Here is a 15,377-nt window from a genome sequence, read left to right as displayed (position 1 = left end):
TTTTAAATTACATATTACAACAAAGAATGAGGTCAAAGCTATGATAAATAATTTTGATTCACTTTTCAAAACAATTACACTGCCCAACGGAGTTAACTTAAATAATCGTTTTGTACTTTCACCCATGACGACTAATTCCTCTACACAAAATGGTCATATTACAGCCCAAGACTTGCGTTATGCACAAAGACGTTCACATGCAGCGCCGCTTCAAGTAACTGGTGCTGCTTATATAGAACCATATGGTCAACTTTTTGAATATGGATTTAGTATTATTGATGACAGCTGTATCCCAGGTTTAAAAAAATTAGCTACTGCCATGAAACAAGATGGTAATAAAGCTATTTTGCAACTTACACATGCAGGTAGATTTTCAAACCAAGCTATTTTAAATTTTGGTCAAGTATACGGACCTAGTCCTATGTCATTACATTCACCTATCCAACATGAGGTGTTGGCAATGTCACAAACAAAGATTGACGCTGTGATTAAACAATACGCAGATGCAACTTCACGTGCCATTCAGGCTGGATTTGATGGTGTTGAAATCTCCGCAGCACAACGCCTACTCATTCAAACCTTTTTTTCTACATTTTCTAATCAACGTACGGATCAATACGGATCACAAAATTTAAGGAATCGTGCACGTATAGGCTTAGAGATATTAGCTGCTGTGCAATCTGTTATCGATAAGGAGGCTCCACCTAACTTTATACTAGGTTATCGTGCCACACCTGAAGAAACACGCGGGAGCGACATTGGTTATACAATTGACGAATTCAACCAACATCTAGACTGGGTTTTAGAAACCGCAGATATACAATATCTGGCAATTGCTAGTTGGGGTCGTCAAATTTACCAAAACAAGGTTCGTTCAGATGGTAATTATAAAGGACAATTTGTAAATGCAGTTGTCCGTGACTACCTAAGAGGCAGAGTACCTGTTATTGCTAGTGGTGGAATTAATTCACCTGAAAGTGCCTTGGACGCATTGAAACATGCCGATATGGTTGGTATGTCATCACCTTTTGTAACAGAGCCTGATTTCGTATCGAAATTAGCTAATGGTACTCCTGAAAAAATCAATTTACATGTTACCCTTGAAGATATAGAAGAATTAGCTATCCCATATGCAGCATTTAAAGATATTGTTAAGATGATGGATTACGGCGAAGGTTTAAATAAAGAAACACGTGACGAACTACGTAAACTTGAAGAAAATTATGACCAAGTGGAATATACTGCAGTCGAAAAAAACGCGAAACCATAATACCTTATCTGGTTTTATGGTTTCGCGTTTGTTAATTTAAAATACTATCTAAATATCTAACACAAATGTATAAATTCCAAACTATTTTTTCATATTAGCCGTTTTGCTTAGCAAATGCCTGACCTATCGCATTTAACTTACGAGGGGCATCATGCACATCCATTTTCACTTCTATAAAATGCATTCTATCTGGTTGTGCTTCAACTTGAAGTAACACCTTTTGGAATTCTTCACTCGTGTTGACATCATGCGTACATACTTCATCTTTACCACCAAAGACAGTTGGTAATAACTTATAATCCCACATTTGGATGTCGTTATACATTTCATTTTCGCCGTGAATTTTACGTTCTACTGTATAGCCATCATTATTTATAACAAATATAACTGGTTTAATTTCTTCCCTTATCATCGTAGATATAGCTTGCACAGTTAATTGTAACGAACCGTCACCAATCAATAATAAGTTTCTACGTTTAGGATCAGCCAATTGTGTACCTAAAGTCGCAGGTAATGTATAACCAATAGAGCCCCACAATGGTTGTCCGATAAATTTATTATGTTGATTTAATGCTAAATCATACGCCCCAAAGAATGAAGTTCCTTGCTCAGCTATAATTACATCTTCATCTTTAATAAAATCCTGCATCATTTTGAAGTAAGTCTCTTGTGTTAAAGGGTCATCATTCAAATCATAATCATGCGCACTTGGGCGCTTATATTTCGGAAAATCCGTGTGATTTACATAATTAAGTTTATTTAATCCAGCTAGTAAATCTACTAACGATACATCATTATCTTTCGTTTCATTCATTTTAAAATTATGATGATTAATCATTACTACATCATCAATATCAAATTGATAAGAATATCCAGCTGTGGCTGAATCTGTCAATTTTGCACCGATATTTAAAATTGCATCACTTTGGTCTACATAGTCTCTTATGGCTTTATCTGCTAATGCGCCATCATAAACCCCCATATAATATGGACTTTCTTCATTAAATGCACCTTTACCTAATGATAATTGTGCAACTGGAATATGGGTTTGTGTTACAAATTTTTCTAAAGCTTCATGTAATCCGAAACTATTAATTTCGTGACCAGTGATGATAACAGGTTGTTCTGCACTTTGTAATTTTCCCACTATCATTTGCATATATTTAGAAACATCCATATGTTGATGCTCTGCTATTTCAAAAGTTGATATTATTTCTATCTCGGTATTCGCTACATCGATTGGTAAGTGAATATGAACTGGTCTTTTTTCAAATAATGCAGCATTTATCACTCTCGGAATTTCCGATTGTGCATTTTCAGGCGTGATATAAGCTTGTGCTGTCGTAATTGAATCATACATATTTCTATAGTCATCAAAATGTCCCTCACCTAAGGAATGATGCACATATTTACCAGCTTGTTCAACGGCACGTGTCGGTGCGCCAGTAATTTGAATAACTGGTACACGTTCTGCATATGACCCAGCAATACCGTTTACGGCACTTAGCTCTCCTACACCAAATGTCGTTACCATAGCAGCAATGCCCTTTAACCTTGCATAACCATCTGCAGCATAACTTGCATTTAATTCATTCGTATTGCCAACCCATTCTAAGTCATTACGACTAATAATATCATCTAGAAAGGTAAGGTTAAAATCTCCTGGTACACCAAACACTTTATCTACACCAACATTGCCCAAACAGTCCATTAGATATTGTCCTACACGTTTTTTCATTTTCATTTCCCCTTTACTCTATATCTAATACACTTCAAATTTAACTTATAACATAATAAAGGTCAACAATATTGACTCTTATTATTAAGTGAACCTTCCCGAAATCACTCACATAAATACCAACATTATTAAACTTTAACAACGGTTTGGCGCACGTAAAAGATATTACAGAGGTCTAAGATTACAATGTCCTCCTCCTTTAAAAAGACATCCAATTTAAAACGCAGTTAGCTGAAATATTAATAGTGCTATTTCTACTTATAATTAAAAATTCCGAGACATCTAATGATGACCCGGAACACTTTTTATACGATGCAATTTAGTTTTTTCAAAATCGTGAAGAGTTGAGTTGTATTCATACAGTGCTATATTTTAACAAGTTTTGATTTTAATACCGCTAACTGTATATTATACAAACGCTTTAATCTTTCACATCGCCTTTCAAATATTTTACCTCTTGGAATCCTGTACGATACGAAGCAAATTCTTCCATAATTGCATACCAGTCATTACCGACTTTTTTTTGGATATCTCTAAATAAATCATTCTGCGCTTTGTTTAATTCACGAACTAATTTTGTACCTTTTTCAGTAGGATAAAGGGCTTTAATTCGTTTATCAGCTTCTGTCTGTTTTTCAACAATAAATGCTTCATCTTTAAGTTTTTTCAGAGTTGCGTGACTGCCTTGTTTAGAAATTTCCATACTTTTCAAAAGATTTTTAATTGTAATACCTGGAACTTTTTCTATAAAAAATAAAAATCTGTGATGTTGTCTATTCAAACCATAATCTTCAATTATTTCATCTGCCGTATTTATAAAAGTTTTATACGCAAAGTAAAATAACAAGTTTTCATAATCATTATTGTTTCCTTCCATTCATACTCACATTCCTTATCTATATTAATCACTTTCGTTATAATTATTTTGTCTTTTCCTAGGAAATATATACACAATATAACCATAACATTTTTATAATTATAGCAGACTTACTATTTGTTTTATTCATTATAAACCATTCAACCCTATACCATAGTTGACTCTATACACTTAAATGAAACGATAATAACGTATATATCAATACGACTTTAACCCCTTTTATTGTAAATAATACATCATTTTTGCATTCAATTCACAATTAGAAAAAAGGACCATTGCCCCGAAATTGGTAGCAATAGTCCTTTCGCTAATAAAGCAAAAACTAATTCTGCTTTTAATTATTTTTTATTTTCTGAATCGATTTTATTAGAGAATTTTTCAAGTTGTTTCTCGGCAAACGACTTACCGCCAATACCAAACGCAATTGCAAATGCTACAGCTACAGCACCTAAAATTAATAAGAATGCTACGTTAACAATACTTTGCGCAAAGTTTAGCTGATCTAATGTCATAAATACGGAAACAATAATGACTAAATATTTTACAATTTCAGCCAACATACCGTTCCCAGTTGATTTGTTAATAAATTTTGCAACTAAGTTACCACCGATTAATCCTAATGCTAAAATGATTGCAGCAGAAATAACAAGCGGTAAGTAACCGATAATTGCTTCACCAATTTGGTTTAATACAGATAAATTCACTGTGCTAAGCGCTTGAACTGTAAAGAATAAACCAATTAACGTAGTGATTACCCAACCAGCTGCTACTGGAATATCTATGCTATCTTCATTTTTTCCAAAATTAACATATTGATTAAATTTACTTACATTTAAACTTGATAATATGTTTTTCACTAATGTACCTAAAACTTTTGCGATAAATAAACCAATCACTAATATTACTATTGCAACAATAATTTTAGGTGCAAAGTTAAGTATACTGCTCATCATACCTTTAATAGGTTTTGATACTGATTGCATATTTAATGAATCAAATACTGACGGTAAGAACAGTAAGAATACTAAGAAGTATGCTAGCTTACCAAAGGTTTGTATTAAACCTGCTGACTCAGATTTTCCGCTTTCTGCATCTACTAAGCCTTTTTCTTGTAACCAAGACTCAAAACCTAATGCGCCTAGGCCTTTAACTATGATATTCTTAACAATTACTGCAATAATCCAAGCAATAATTAAGAATATTAATGCACCTATAATATTTGGGATGAAACTTATAACACTATCAAGTGCTCCCATTAAAGAATCTAAAATTTTACTCATGTAAATTGCCCCCTTTTTTGGACAAATACCCTAGAAAAATAAAGATAATCATATTTATATAATTTTTTAAAAAATATTTTTGCAAATCAAGGTAATACTACATATCATTTATTCATCAAACACCAAATAAACATATTACGAAATAATTAATTATAAATTAAGCGAACTATCGATGATATTATTCTTCTAATTAATTTTTATTTATAACTATCAATCTTCTATAATGTCTAGACCTTCACTTCTCAATTGTTCAATTCCTGCTAGCATATGATTGATTTCTTCTTTAGAATGACTTTCCCATGAACCTAATTCTGCAACAATTTTCAATGGCTCAGTAGAACGATATGAGCGCGTTGGATTACCGGGAAACTTCTTGTCTGTAACATTGGGATCATCTTCAAAATCTCCTTGTGGCTCTATGATATAAATGTGTGCGCCTGCTTCTTCTTTGGCTAAAGCTACAGCCAATTCAGCGCCCCATTTTGCTGCTTCTAATGTTCCGGTAAAATAAATATGATTCATGATGCGGTCTTGGTAATTAGATTTTTGCAAAGGCTTCAATAAATCACCTATCTGCAACTGAGCTTTTGTACCATGTAAATATAAATCTTGTTCAAATACTTGCTTTTGATTTTCCATAAAATAGTTCCCCCACATTTCTCTAAAACGTCTTACTATTATATGTTCCAATTAATAAAATAAATAGTCTATAATATTTATTTTTCATATAGTATAATAAACACAAAGGAATATTTCATTGAAATTATTAAACATACTTCCAACAATATCATGCATAGTTTTATATAAATTGAGGATACAAAATTACACTACTATTTTGTATCCTCATACTATTACATGTCGATGATTAACTATTTAAATGCACTAATTCATCCGCTTTATCTGTGAAGACTCCGTCCACTCCCCAATTAGCCAATTGATTTGCTCTCATCTTATTATTTACTGTCCATACATTTAATTCATAGCCAGCATCTTTTATTGCGCGAACACGATTTTTTGTAAGCTTTGCATCTTCAATATTAACAATTGTTGATTCACAAAAATCTAAAAGCGTTCTCCAGTCTCCTTGAAACGCTGCTGCTTTGAAGATAACTGCTCGTTTGTATGCTGGCATATGTACTTCTGCTAATTTTACTAAATAAATATTAAAACTAGATATCAATACATTTAGGCTTTTATCTAAGTCTTTTAATTTTTCAGCTACTTGTTGAACCATGCTTAAAGATAAATCACTACCGTTACTTCCAGTCACACCCTTTAACTCAATGTTTAAATTCATTTGAAATTTATTAGCAAATGTTATTATTTCATCAAAAGTCGGTAATTTTTCATCCTTAAATTTTGAACTGAACCAATTGCCTGCAGAAGCATGCTTAATTTCTTCATACTCCAATTGTGTAATTTCACCAACTATATCTGTGGTTCTATCTAAAAAGTCATCATGAATAATAACGAGTTGTTCATCCTTTGTAATTGCAACATCTAGTTCCACCCATTTTAGTCCAGTCACTTTTGCTGCCGCTTCAAATGCTGCTATAGTATTTTCAGGTGCTTTACTTGATAATCCTCTGTGTCCATATATATTAAACATCTCATCTTCCTTTTCAAATAGATTTTAGTGTAATTATGATATGTCATTTAAGATATTACAAATAATCTAAATGGTTTGTTAAAGTGCCTGACGTAATTTATAGAAAATATAACTTAACAAAAAATCGCCTTTGACACCTTACTAAAGGTATTCAAAGACGACTAATTAATTATTTATTATGCTTTTGAATTTACGTATGATGAAGGATCAACTGAATATTGATTACCTACGCCGCCTTGCATACGTTGGAAGTGTAAGTGAGGAGCAGTAGAGTTACCTGTACTACCTGATGCACCGATTTGTTGTCCTTCTTTAACCTGTTGTCCTTTTTGAACATTTAAAGAATTCATATGCATATACCATTGATAGTTATCACTGTTTTTCTCTTGGATAGTAACTTGGTTACCACCCCCATAATTACTCCAACCACTTTGAGTTACTGTACCATCAGTTAATGAATAAACTGGTGTATTTTCATCCATAGCGTAGTCGACACCATAGTGCGCACCGCCCCCATGATATTGACCGTATGGTTGTAATTGACGGTTTTTAGTTAACCAATTTGATGAATTTGAGTTGCTTGTTGAATTTGAATCCGATGTATTGTTTGAAGTACTTTGGTTTGTTGAATCTTGGGCTGTTGTATTAGTTGTTGCATTTGATGTTTCATTTGTTGTTGCATTTGTTGTTGCATTTGATGTTGCATTCTGTTGTACGTTTTGTTCCCCGTTACCATCATCACGTGTATAACTATCATTGTAGTCTACATTTGATGTTGCTTGTGATGTTTCTTGTGGTGTTGCTTGTTCAGATGAAGTTTGAGCAGAAACTTCGTCTGAACTATTTCTGTTTTGTGTATCGTTTTGCTTACTACTTTGATTTACATCATAACCATCTTTTTGAACTTCTTCATGGCTTTGATTAGCAGAATAGTTATTATCATTATTTATTGATACATTTGCATTTCCACTTTGATTATTCATAGGGAAATAAAAATAATGATAATTCCCTTCACCATCAATTAAATAGAAATAATATTGTTGTTGATCAAACATAGATTGGTCCCAGTTACCATCTAATGTGTGATGATAGTTCCCACTAGCATCTTGATCAATATAACCATAGTTAAAAATACTATTAGAAGACTGGTTACTTGAATATTGTGAATTAGATTGACCGTTTTCAGATGCTTGTGCCTCTCCTTGTGCTATGCCAATTGCTCCCAATGACAATGTAGCAATCGTTGCTGTAACAAACTTTTTCATAATTAATAAATCCTCCCAAATTTTTTCTTAAGCTAATATATCAGATGAAGTGATTTAATAGAATAGTAGACATCGTTTTTTAATTTACTGGTAATTATTTTGAGATAGCTGTAATTTTTTTGAATATTCCTAATTGCTTATCGTTTTAAAGTAGTTGACTAAACTTTCTTTTGCTTTATTTATAATTGGTACTACATCATTTTTATTTTTATAACATAATCCAATTACCCTTTTCGCATCATGGTTTTTTATTGGGATTTGTCTTAAATTTGGAATCTTTACATTTCTTAAATGAGGTAAAATAGAAATTCCTAATCCTGAGCTGATAAAAGTTGCAATTGTAATAACTTCATCACCTTCAAAACTAATTTTTGGTGTAAATTGATATGATTTTAAAATTTCATCTATTTGACGACGTAATAATAAATTTGTTTTTAGAAGTATAAACTTTTCATCTATCAGTTCATCAATTGCTATTTCATTACGTTCTCCTAATTTATGGTTTTCATTTACTGTTACATATAATTGCTCTACGATCAGTGGTTCGAAATGTGTATGTTTATTCATTTCTTCAACGGTTGTGATAATGATATCTACTTCTCCTTTATCTAGCATCACAATTAAATTTTTAGCATCATTTTGCACTAATTTTAATTCTACATTAGGATATTTTAAATTGAATGTTTTTAAAAATTCTGAAATATATGTCACGCCAACCGAGTGTAGAAAGCCAATTTTCAATTTACCATTGTAAACGTTAGTAGTATCTATAATATTAGTTTTATAAATATCCATTTCTTCAACAATATTATTTGTTGTTTTCAAAAATTCTGCTCCATATTTATTCAGTTTAATTATCCGACCAATTCTATTGAAAAGAGGTACGCCAAGCTCTGCCTCTAAATTTTTCATCGCTCTACTTAGTGTTGACTGACTTATATTTAACACACGCGCACATTCAGACATATTTTCAATTTGTGCTAAATATTTAAAGTATTCTAAATGATGCCATTCCATGAACAACAACTCCTATGCAAATAATGCATTATTAATATGAAAATAATGCATTTTTTATATTATTAATTACATGCTACCATAAATACATCAATCATTAAGTGAGGACATGACATTGAATAACTTAAAAAACAACTATGTAGCAAAAGGTTCAAAAGATTATATTAAAATTATTGTTGCACTCTTTATTTCTGGCTTCACTATCTTTTCGATATTATATAGTGTTCAACCGTTGATTCCACATTTTACAAAGTCGTTTAATGTTAGTGAAACTGTAGCAAGTTTAGCTTTATCTTCTGCAACCATTACCTTAGCTATTGCTATGTTATTTTTTGGCGCACTATCCGAAGTTTTAGGTCGTAAACCGATTATGATTTTTTCGGTAACAACTGTTACGCTTTTAGCACTAGTTCAACCTTTCGTGGTAGATTTTAATACTTTCTTAATCATAAGATTGATACAAGGCGTTTGCTTAGCAGGATTGCCCTCTATAGCTATGGCCTATATTGGGGAAGAAATTTCACCACATAATTTACCTGAAGCCATGGGGATTTATATAAGTGGAAATGCCTTTGGAGGGGCTTTCGGCCGTATATTCACAGGTTTTATTTCTAGTATTTATGGCTATCAAATAGGACTTTTATCTATCGCAATAATAAGCGTCATTGCCACTATAATGTTCGTATTTTTAATTCCTAAGTCTAAACATTTTGAAAAACAGCCTTTTTCTGTAAAAGCATTATTAATTAGTTATTATGATCATTTAACAAATATTCGATTACTCAAACCCTTTATGATTGGCTTTCTGTTACTTGGTTGTAACATAGCTGCATTTAATTATATTGGTTTCGAATTAGCAGATAAGCCATACAATCTACATGATAGTATCATTAGCTTTGTCTATTTATTATTTTTAATAGGTATGATTTCCTCAATATTAAATGCAAAATTACGTACTAAATTAGGTACTTTAAACGCATTAAAATTCAGCATTTTATTACTAATTTTCGGTATAAATATCACTTTATTATCGCCGTTGTCATTTAAAATTATTGGCTTAGCCTTTAGCGTTTATGCATTTTTTAGCGGACATGCAATCGCAAGCGCAGTAGTTACCAGCCGCGCTGAAGACCATAAAGCCCAAGCTTCTAGTCTATACTTGTTGTTCTATTATATGGGATCTTCTGTTGGAGGTACTTTAGCCGGTGTATTTTATAATTACATTCAATGGCCTGGCGTTGTTTTAATGATCACGGGTTTTATGATTATTGCCTTTGTTATTTCACTTACCATTAAACAAAAATAGGCTTGGAAATCTAATTTTAAGATTCCCAAGCCTAAGTTATTATTTACATTCAAACTTTTACTATTTTATTGTATCCATTTGTGCTTCAAATTCATCAAGTAATTCACGGGCTTCGTCTGTCGTATTTGTACTCATTAACTGGTGTCTTAATTCACTGGCACCCCTAATGCCACGTACATATATTTTAAAGAATCTACGTAAAGGTTTAAATAAACGTGATTCATTTTTTGAATGTTTGTCAAACAGGTCCAGGTGTAACCTTAATAAACCTAAAAGTTCTTCACTTGTATGTTCTCGTGGTTCTTTTTCAAATGCATAAGGGTTATGAAAAATACCGCGCCCAATCATCACGCCATCAATTCCATACTTTTCCGCAAGCTCAAGCCCCGTTTTTCTGTCTGGAATATCTCCATTAATTGTTAACAATGTATCTGGCGCTATTTCATCACGGAGTTTTTTAATTTCTCCAATCAATTCCCAATGTGCATCTACTTTACTCATTTCTCTACGTGTACGAAGATGAATTGATAGATTGGCAATGTCCTGTTCAAATACATGTTTCAACCAATCTCTCCATTCATCTATTTCAGAATAACCGAGTCTTGTTTTCACGCTTACTGGTAGACCTCCGGCTTTTGCTGCTTGAATAATTTCAGCTGCGGTTTCAGGGCGTTGTATTAAACCTGAACCTTTACCCTTCGTTGCAACATTTGCTACGGGACACCCCATATTCAAATCGATACCTTTAAAGCCCATCTCAGCCATACCAATACTCATTTCACGAAAATGCTCAGGTTTATCTCCCCAAATATGAGCGACCATTGGCTGCTCATCTTCCGTAAATGTTAAGCGACCACGTACGCTGTGTATACCTTCAGGATGACAAAAACTTTCTGTATTTGTAAACTCAGTGAAAAATACATCAGGTCTTCCAGCCTCGCTAACAACATGACGAAAGACAACATCTGTAACATCTTCCATAGGTGCTAAAACAAAAAATGGACGTGGTAATTCACGCCAAAAATTTTCTTTCATAATATATTTAAACCTTCTTATCTATTATTATCTCGAATTTTTATCCATGACGATATTACCACAAAAAGTCAACTTACACAAAAGGAAGTTACCTAAGGAAAAACTATCTAAATAAACCTTACTATCAACATGTTACAAAGAAGATAAGGGGCCTACTTTTATTAATAAATCAGATTTCACATAAAGTGACGAACTATCTCATTTGAAATTTGAGAATACTGCAAAAAGTATAGGTGAAATTGTAACTGACTAATACGTCACCTAAACTTTTTCAATAAATTACTTGAAAACAACAGAATGATTTATTTTCCATTGTTCCCCTGATAGCTATATATACTACTTAATAAACCTACACATAATATGGAAGCTGCAAAAATTAGCGATGCATTGTAATCCCCTGATTCACCAATTAATATACCTGAGAGTGCTGGTGCAATCATTTGTCCTAAACTGTAAATCACTGTTAATAAAGCTACCAAGTTCACTTTATGGTTACCTTGAAACATAAGTGTTTGTGCTTTAGACATGAATAATGTTGTTAACCCAAGGAATGTTGCTCCAAAAAATAGAGAACTAATTATTAAGCTCACTACATGCCCTGAAAAAACAGGTAGTATCACAGCAATGATTTGTAGTACAAATGCAAAATATATAGCTTTCGCATGCCCTACCTTATTTGCCATAATAGACCATAAAATCGTAGAAGGAACAGCACCTAAACCTACAAACATCCAACTTAACGCTGCATAATCCGCTAATCCTGGTATTGATTTAACGATGGCTACTAAGAATGTCCCTGTAATAATGTAACCAGCGCCTTCACAAAAATAGGCGATTGAAAATCCCCAAATAAATTTTTTCTTCACTTTAATTGTTTCGGTTTGTTCAATATTTTTTGATTTGAAATTTTTATTTTCGTTATTGTGATTTTCGTGCATACCAAATATAACAATAATACCTATCATTAAAGAAAAAATGCCTAGTGATATCCAAGTAAGCTTCCATGTGCTCGCTGTAGTAAATAAGAAAATAAAGATACTACTTGTAAAAATACCTAAACCTACGCCACTATATAACAGACCTGAGATGCCATCTTTTCTCACTACTCTTAAAGCTTCAAGCGTTACATTCGATGCTAAAACAAAAACTGTACCGCTTGTTATTCCAGAAACCAAACGCAAAATACACCATAGTTGAAAATTATCAGAAAGCCCCATCATTAAAGTCGAAATAATATTTATAAATAAATAAATTTTCAAATCTGTAACCTTACTAAACATAACAATCCATATAGGAACCATGGCGCCTATCAAGTAACCTAGATAATTAATCGTAGCTAATAAACCAGCACTTCGATCATCTAGGCCCCCTGTTTGCTGCATAAATGGCAAAATAGGTGTATATGCAAAACGTCCAATCGCCATCACTATAAATAAACAAATCATCCCCAATAAAAGTTGTCGATAAGCGTGTTGCATCTTCTTCACACCTTTTCGTTTTAGTAATTCCATTATACGCTTAAATTACATATTTACACTTATCAAATTTCTAAAGTATATAAATCATGTTGATACCCTTTTAATTTTGAAATATTAAGTATAGAATAGATTTTATTCGTATTTTCAATTTTCTGAATATTTTAATTAGGAGGTATCGATATGAAACAACAAAATGTACTTTGGAAAGATTGGAGACTACATGGCATTGTATTAATTATTATGATTATTTCTGAAGTAATTGGTGCACATAAAATACCTTTAGGGATAACTTCAATCCTTTTATTACCAGTTGTTTATGCAGTGTTACTCGGATTAGGAGTTTATTTCACGCCCATCATCGGTAAAAAACAAGCTAAAAATTCTGAACCAATGGTATTTATTTCAGTAGCACTGCTCATAGCAAAATTTGGTGTAGAAGCAGGGCCTGCATTACCTAAAATCATTGCAGCTGGGCCTGCTTTAATATTACAAGAAGCCGGCAATTTAGCTACAATTATTATTTCATTACCATTAGCTATATTATTAGGTTTACGGCGTGAGTCTATAGGGATGACTCATTCAATCGGTAGAGAACCTAATTTAGCGCTGATTACCGAAAAATATGGCATCTCTTCCCCCGAATGGCGAGGTGTGATGTCTATGTACATATTTGGAACCATTTTTGGGGCGATATTTTTTAGTATCTTTTCTGGCATTTTAGTTTCCATTTTACCATTTAGTCCAATTGCTTTTGCCATGGCTACAGGAGTAGGTAGTGGCGTAATGACTGCAGCTGCTCTGGGACCTTTAGTCGAAATGTATCCTGACCAAGCTAGTACAATTACCGCATTTTCTGGCGTAAGTAATCTTCTAACGTCAGTGACGGGACTTTATGTTGGTATTTTAATTGCTCTACCTTTAACCCGAAAATATTATAACTTGATTATGCACGTTAAATCAAAAATCACAAAAGATAAGGAGTGACTATGATGTCTTCAAAAGTTACAAATTGGATTCTCACCTTATGTATAGTAGGAATTATTTCACTTTTTAGTAATTGGATTGGCTATAGCGTCATGCCTATTGATGCAACACCGGGCATTCTTGCTTTAATGGGTATTGCCTTATTAGGTTTGATTTTACGTGATATCGTGCCTTTAAACATACCAAGTATTGCTTATATTGGCATATTAGGTTTAATCATCACTATCCCTGGGGTTCCTGGATCCTCACGTATTGTCGAATGGACTGAAAAAGTAGATTTACTATCATTAGCCACACCAGTTGTTGCATACGCAGGCGTTTCAATAGGGAATTCCTGGGCAGATTTTGCCAAGTTAGGGTGGAAAACCATTGTTGTAGGTATTGTTATTTTGCTCAGTACATATATCGGTTCTGCGCTCGTAGCAGAAATTGTATTAAAAATTCAAGGTCTAGCTTAAGAAACTACAAATAACCCCCAGCTTAAAATAAGTTAACTGGGGGCTTTAATATTAAACATAATAAAGGAACTAAATATAATAGATAAACACACAAAAATTTAATAAAAACAAGACGATTGCTGGCATCGCTTTTGTAACTGGATCTTTACCCAAAAGAATATGTGACAATGCTCCAGCCAACATAGTTAACCCTATTAATACACTAGCAAATATTGCCAACGAGCCATAAAAAACACCAATTAACATTGCTATACCACCAATAAACTCAAACGCTCCAGTAATTTTATTGAAAATAGGTGGGTAACCAAATCGCGCAAACTCTTGTTTCATCTCACCAGAAAATATTTTAAAGCCTGTCATGATAAAGAATAAACCTAGAATTACTTGTAATATTAAGATAATAATTCCCATACAAAATTCCTCCTTTAATCGTTTTCTATCGACTTACTAAACCAGATATAATATAAGGTGTAACACGTTTAATATAAGCTTCGGCTGAAAGATCGCTAAAACTTTCACACCATTTTTCAGAAGCTCTATAAATACTTGCACTTAACATACTAGCTGCTAATTGACGTGTATGTTCATCCTCAAAGCCCGCTTCAGACAATAACCTCAACAACACCCGCTCAATATGTTCTTGGATAATATTCCCAATAGTTTCAGGGTAACTTCTATGGCATCTTCGACTTAAAGATAACTGAAATTCTGATACTATTTTAAAAATATATGTAAGCGTTGCTTCGTCTATACTCTTTTGATCAAAATACTCATAATTCAAATCAATTAATAATTCTTCTGCAAGCGCTTTGTCTAACAAATCATATATATCACTAAAATGGTAATAAAATGTAGCCCTATTGATAAGCGCCTCTTGAGTAATATCTTTTACTGTTATATTTTTAAAATCTTTTTCATCAGACAACTTAATAAAAGCCTGCATGATAGATTTTCTAGTTTTGATTACACGTAAGTCTGATTTTGATTGTACCATTCGATGACCTCATTTCCCTTCAACAATGAATTATGGATGTTGAATATCCAACATTATTGACAAGTTGTT

At 32.8% G+C, this 15,377-nt stretch carries 15 protein-coding genes; 4 read left to right on the top strand and 11 right to left on the bottom strand.

Features of this window, described 5'->3' with window-relative positions; translation table 11 throughout:
- Window positions 1–43 precede the first annotated feature (43 nt).
- The gene (locus J5E45_RS06800; RefSeq protein ID WP_369967244.1) at window positions 44–1,270 is read left to right on the top strand and encodes an NADH-dependent flavin oxidoreductase; all 1,227 of its coding nucleotides are present in this window, start codon (window positions 44–46) and stop codon (window positions 1,268–1,270) included.
- A 94-nt stretch (window positions 1,271–1,364) separates the two neighbouring features.
- Here the strand turns inward: J5E45_RS06800 and J5E45_RS06795 are convergent, their stop codons facing one another.
- From J5E45_RS06795 to J5E45_RS06765, 7 genes are all read right to left on the bottom strand, one after another.
- Window positions 1,365–3,008, bottom strand: coding sequence for an alpha-keto acid decarboxylase family protein (locus J5E45_RS06795; protein WP_208181910.1), 1,644 nt, complete (start codon window positions 3,006–3,008; stop codon window positions 1,365–1,367).
- Between the two features lie 421 nt (window positions 3,009–3,429).
- The gene (locus J5E45_RS06790; protein WP_039067542.1) at window positions 3,430–3,885 is read right to left on the bottom strand and encodes a MarR family winged helix-turn-helix transcriptional regulator; all 456 of its coding nucleotides are present in this window, start codon (window positions 3,883–3,885) and stop codon (window positions 3,430–3,432) included.
- Between the two features lie 338 nt (window positions 3,886–4,223).
- Window positions 4,224–5,165 carry a mechanosensitive ion channel gene (locus J5E45_RS06785; RefSeq protein ID WP_069793225.1) on the bottom strand — a complete coding sequence of 314 codons (942 nt, stop codon included), beginning with the start codon at window positions 5,163–5,165 and terminating at the stop codon, window positions 4,224–4,226.
- Between the two features lie 210 nt (window positions 5,166–5,375).
- Window positions 5,376–5,822 (bottom strand): NAD(+)--rifampin ADP-ribosyltransferase, encoded by a 447-nt coding sequence (gene arr / locus J5E45_RS06780; protein WP_369967243.1) that lies wholly within the window; start codon window positions 5,820–5,822, stop codon window positions 5,376–5,378.
- A 208-nt stretch (window positions 5,823–6,030) separates the two neighbouring features.
- Window positions 6,031–6,774: a glycerophosphodiester phosphodiesterase family protein gene (locus tag J5E45_RS06775; protein WP_107549794.1), complete on the bottom strand. Its 744-nt coding sequence runs from the start codon at window positions 6,772–6,774 to the stop codon at window positions 6,031–6,033.
- A gap of 176 nt (window positions 6,775–6,950) precedes the next feature.
- The gene (locus J5E45_RS06770) at window positions 6,951–8,039 is read right to left on the bottom strand and encodes a M23 family metallopeptidase (protein WP_208181908.1); all 1,089 of its coding nucleotides are present in this window, start codon (window positions 8,037–8,039) and stop codon (window positions 6,951–6,953) included.
- A gap of 129 nt (window positions 8,040–8,168) precedes the next feature.
- The gene (locus J5E45_RS06765; RefSeq protein WP_101050226.1) at window positions 8,169–9,056 is read right to left on the bottom strand and encodes a LysR family transcriptional regulator; all 888 of its coding nucleotides are present in this window, start codon (window positions 9,054–9,056) and stop codon (window positions 8,169–8,171) included.
- Window positions 9,057–9,168: 112 nt separating this feature from the next.
- On the opposite strand from J5E45_RS06765, the gene J5E45_RS06760 reads away from it, so the two are divergent.
- Entirely contained in the window at window positions 9,169–10,359 is a 1,191-nt protein-coding gene (locus J5E45_RS06760; RefSeq protein ID WP_101050228.1) for an MFS transporter, read from the top strand.
- Between the two features lie 60 nt (window positions 10,360–10,419).
- Here J5E45_RS06760 and J5E45_RS06755 read toward each other — a convergent pair whose 3' ends face one another.
- Complete coding sequence (locus tag J5E45_RS06755; RefSeq protein ID WP_101094091.1) at window positions 10,420–11,394, bottom strand: tRNA dihydrouridine synthase; 975 nt, start codon at window positions 11,392–11,394, stop codon at window positions 10,420–10,422.
- Window positions 11,395–11,696: 302 nt separating this feature from the next.
- Window positions 11,697–12,872: a YbfB/YjiJ family MFS transporter gene (locus J5E45_RS06750; protein WP_208181906.1), complete on the bottom strand. Its 1,176-nt coding sequence runs from the start codon at window positions 12,870–12,872 to the stop codon at window positions 11,697–11,699.
- Between the two features lie 180 nt (window positions 12,873–13,052).
- On the opposite strand from J5E45_RS06750, the gene J5E45_RS06745 reads away from it, so the two are divergent.
- Together J5E45_RS06745 and J5E45_RS06740 are read left to right on the top strand one after the other, a co-directional pair.
- A complete protein-coding gene (locus J5E45_RS06745) occupies window positions 13,053–13,856 on the top strand; it encodes a DUF3100 domain-containing protein (RefSeq protein WP_039067555.1) in 804 nt (267 codons plus the stop codon).
- A 5-nt stretch (window positions 13,857–13,861) separates the two neighbouring features.
- Window positions 13,862–14,314: a hypothetical protein gene (locus tag J5E45_RS06740; RefSeq protein WP_208181905.1), complete on the top strand. Its 453-nt coding sequence runs from the start codon at window positions 13,862–13,864 to the stop codon at window positions 14,312–14,314.
- Window positions 14,315–14,383: 69 nt separating this feature from the next.
- Here J5E45_RS06740 and J5E45_RS06735 read toward each other — a convergent pair whose 3' ends face one another.
- Both J5E45_RS06735 and J5E45_RS06730 read right to left on the bottom strand, forming a co-directional pair.
- Complete coding sequence (locus tag J5E45_RS06735) at window positions 14,384–14,725, bottom strand: DoxX family protein (protein ID WP_039067557.1); 342 nt, start codon at window positions 14,723–14,725, stop codon at window positions 14,384–14,386.
- Between the two features lie 25 nt (window positions 14,726–14,750).
- Window positions 14,751–15,308 (bottom strand): TetR/AcrR family transcriptional regulator, encoded by a 558-nt coding sequence (locus J5E45_RS06730; protein WP_208181903.1) that lies wholly within the window; start codon window positions 15,306–15,308, stop codon window positions 14,751–14,753.
- Window positions 15,309–15,377: the final 69 nt, after the last annotated feature.

Source organism: Staphylococcus shinii (genome assembly GCF_017583065.1).
Classification (GTDB): domain Bacteria; phylum Bacillota; class Bacilli; order Staphylococcales; family Staphylococcaceae; genus Staphylococcus; species Staphylococcus shinii.
Note: the sequence above shows the minus strand (reverse complement) of the source record. Positions and strands in the feature narration are given on the sequence as shown.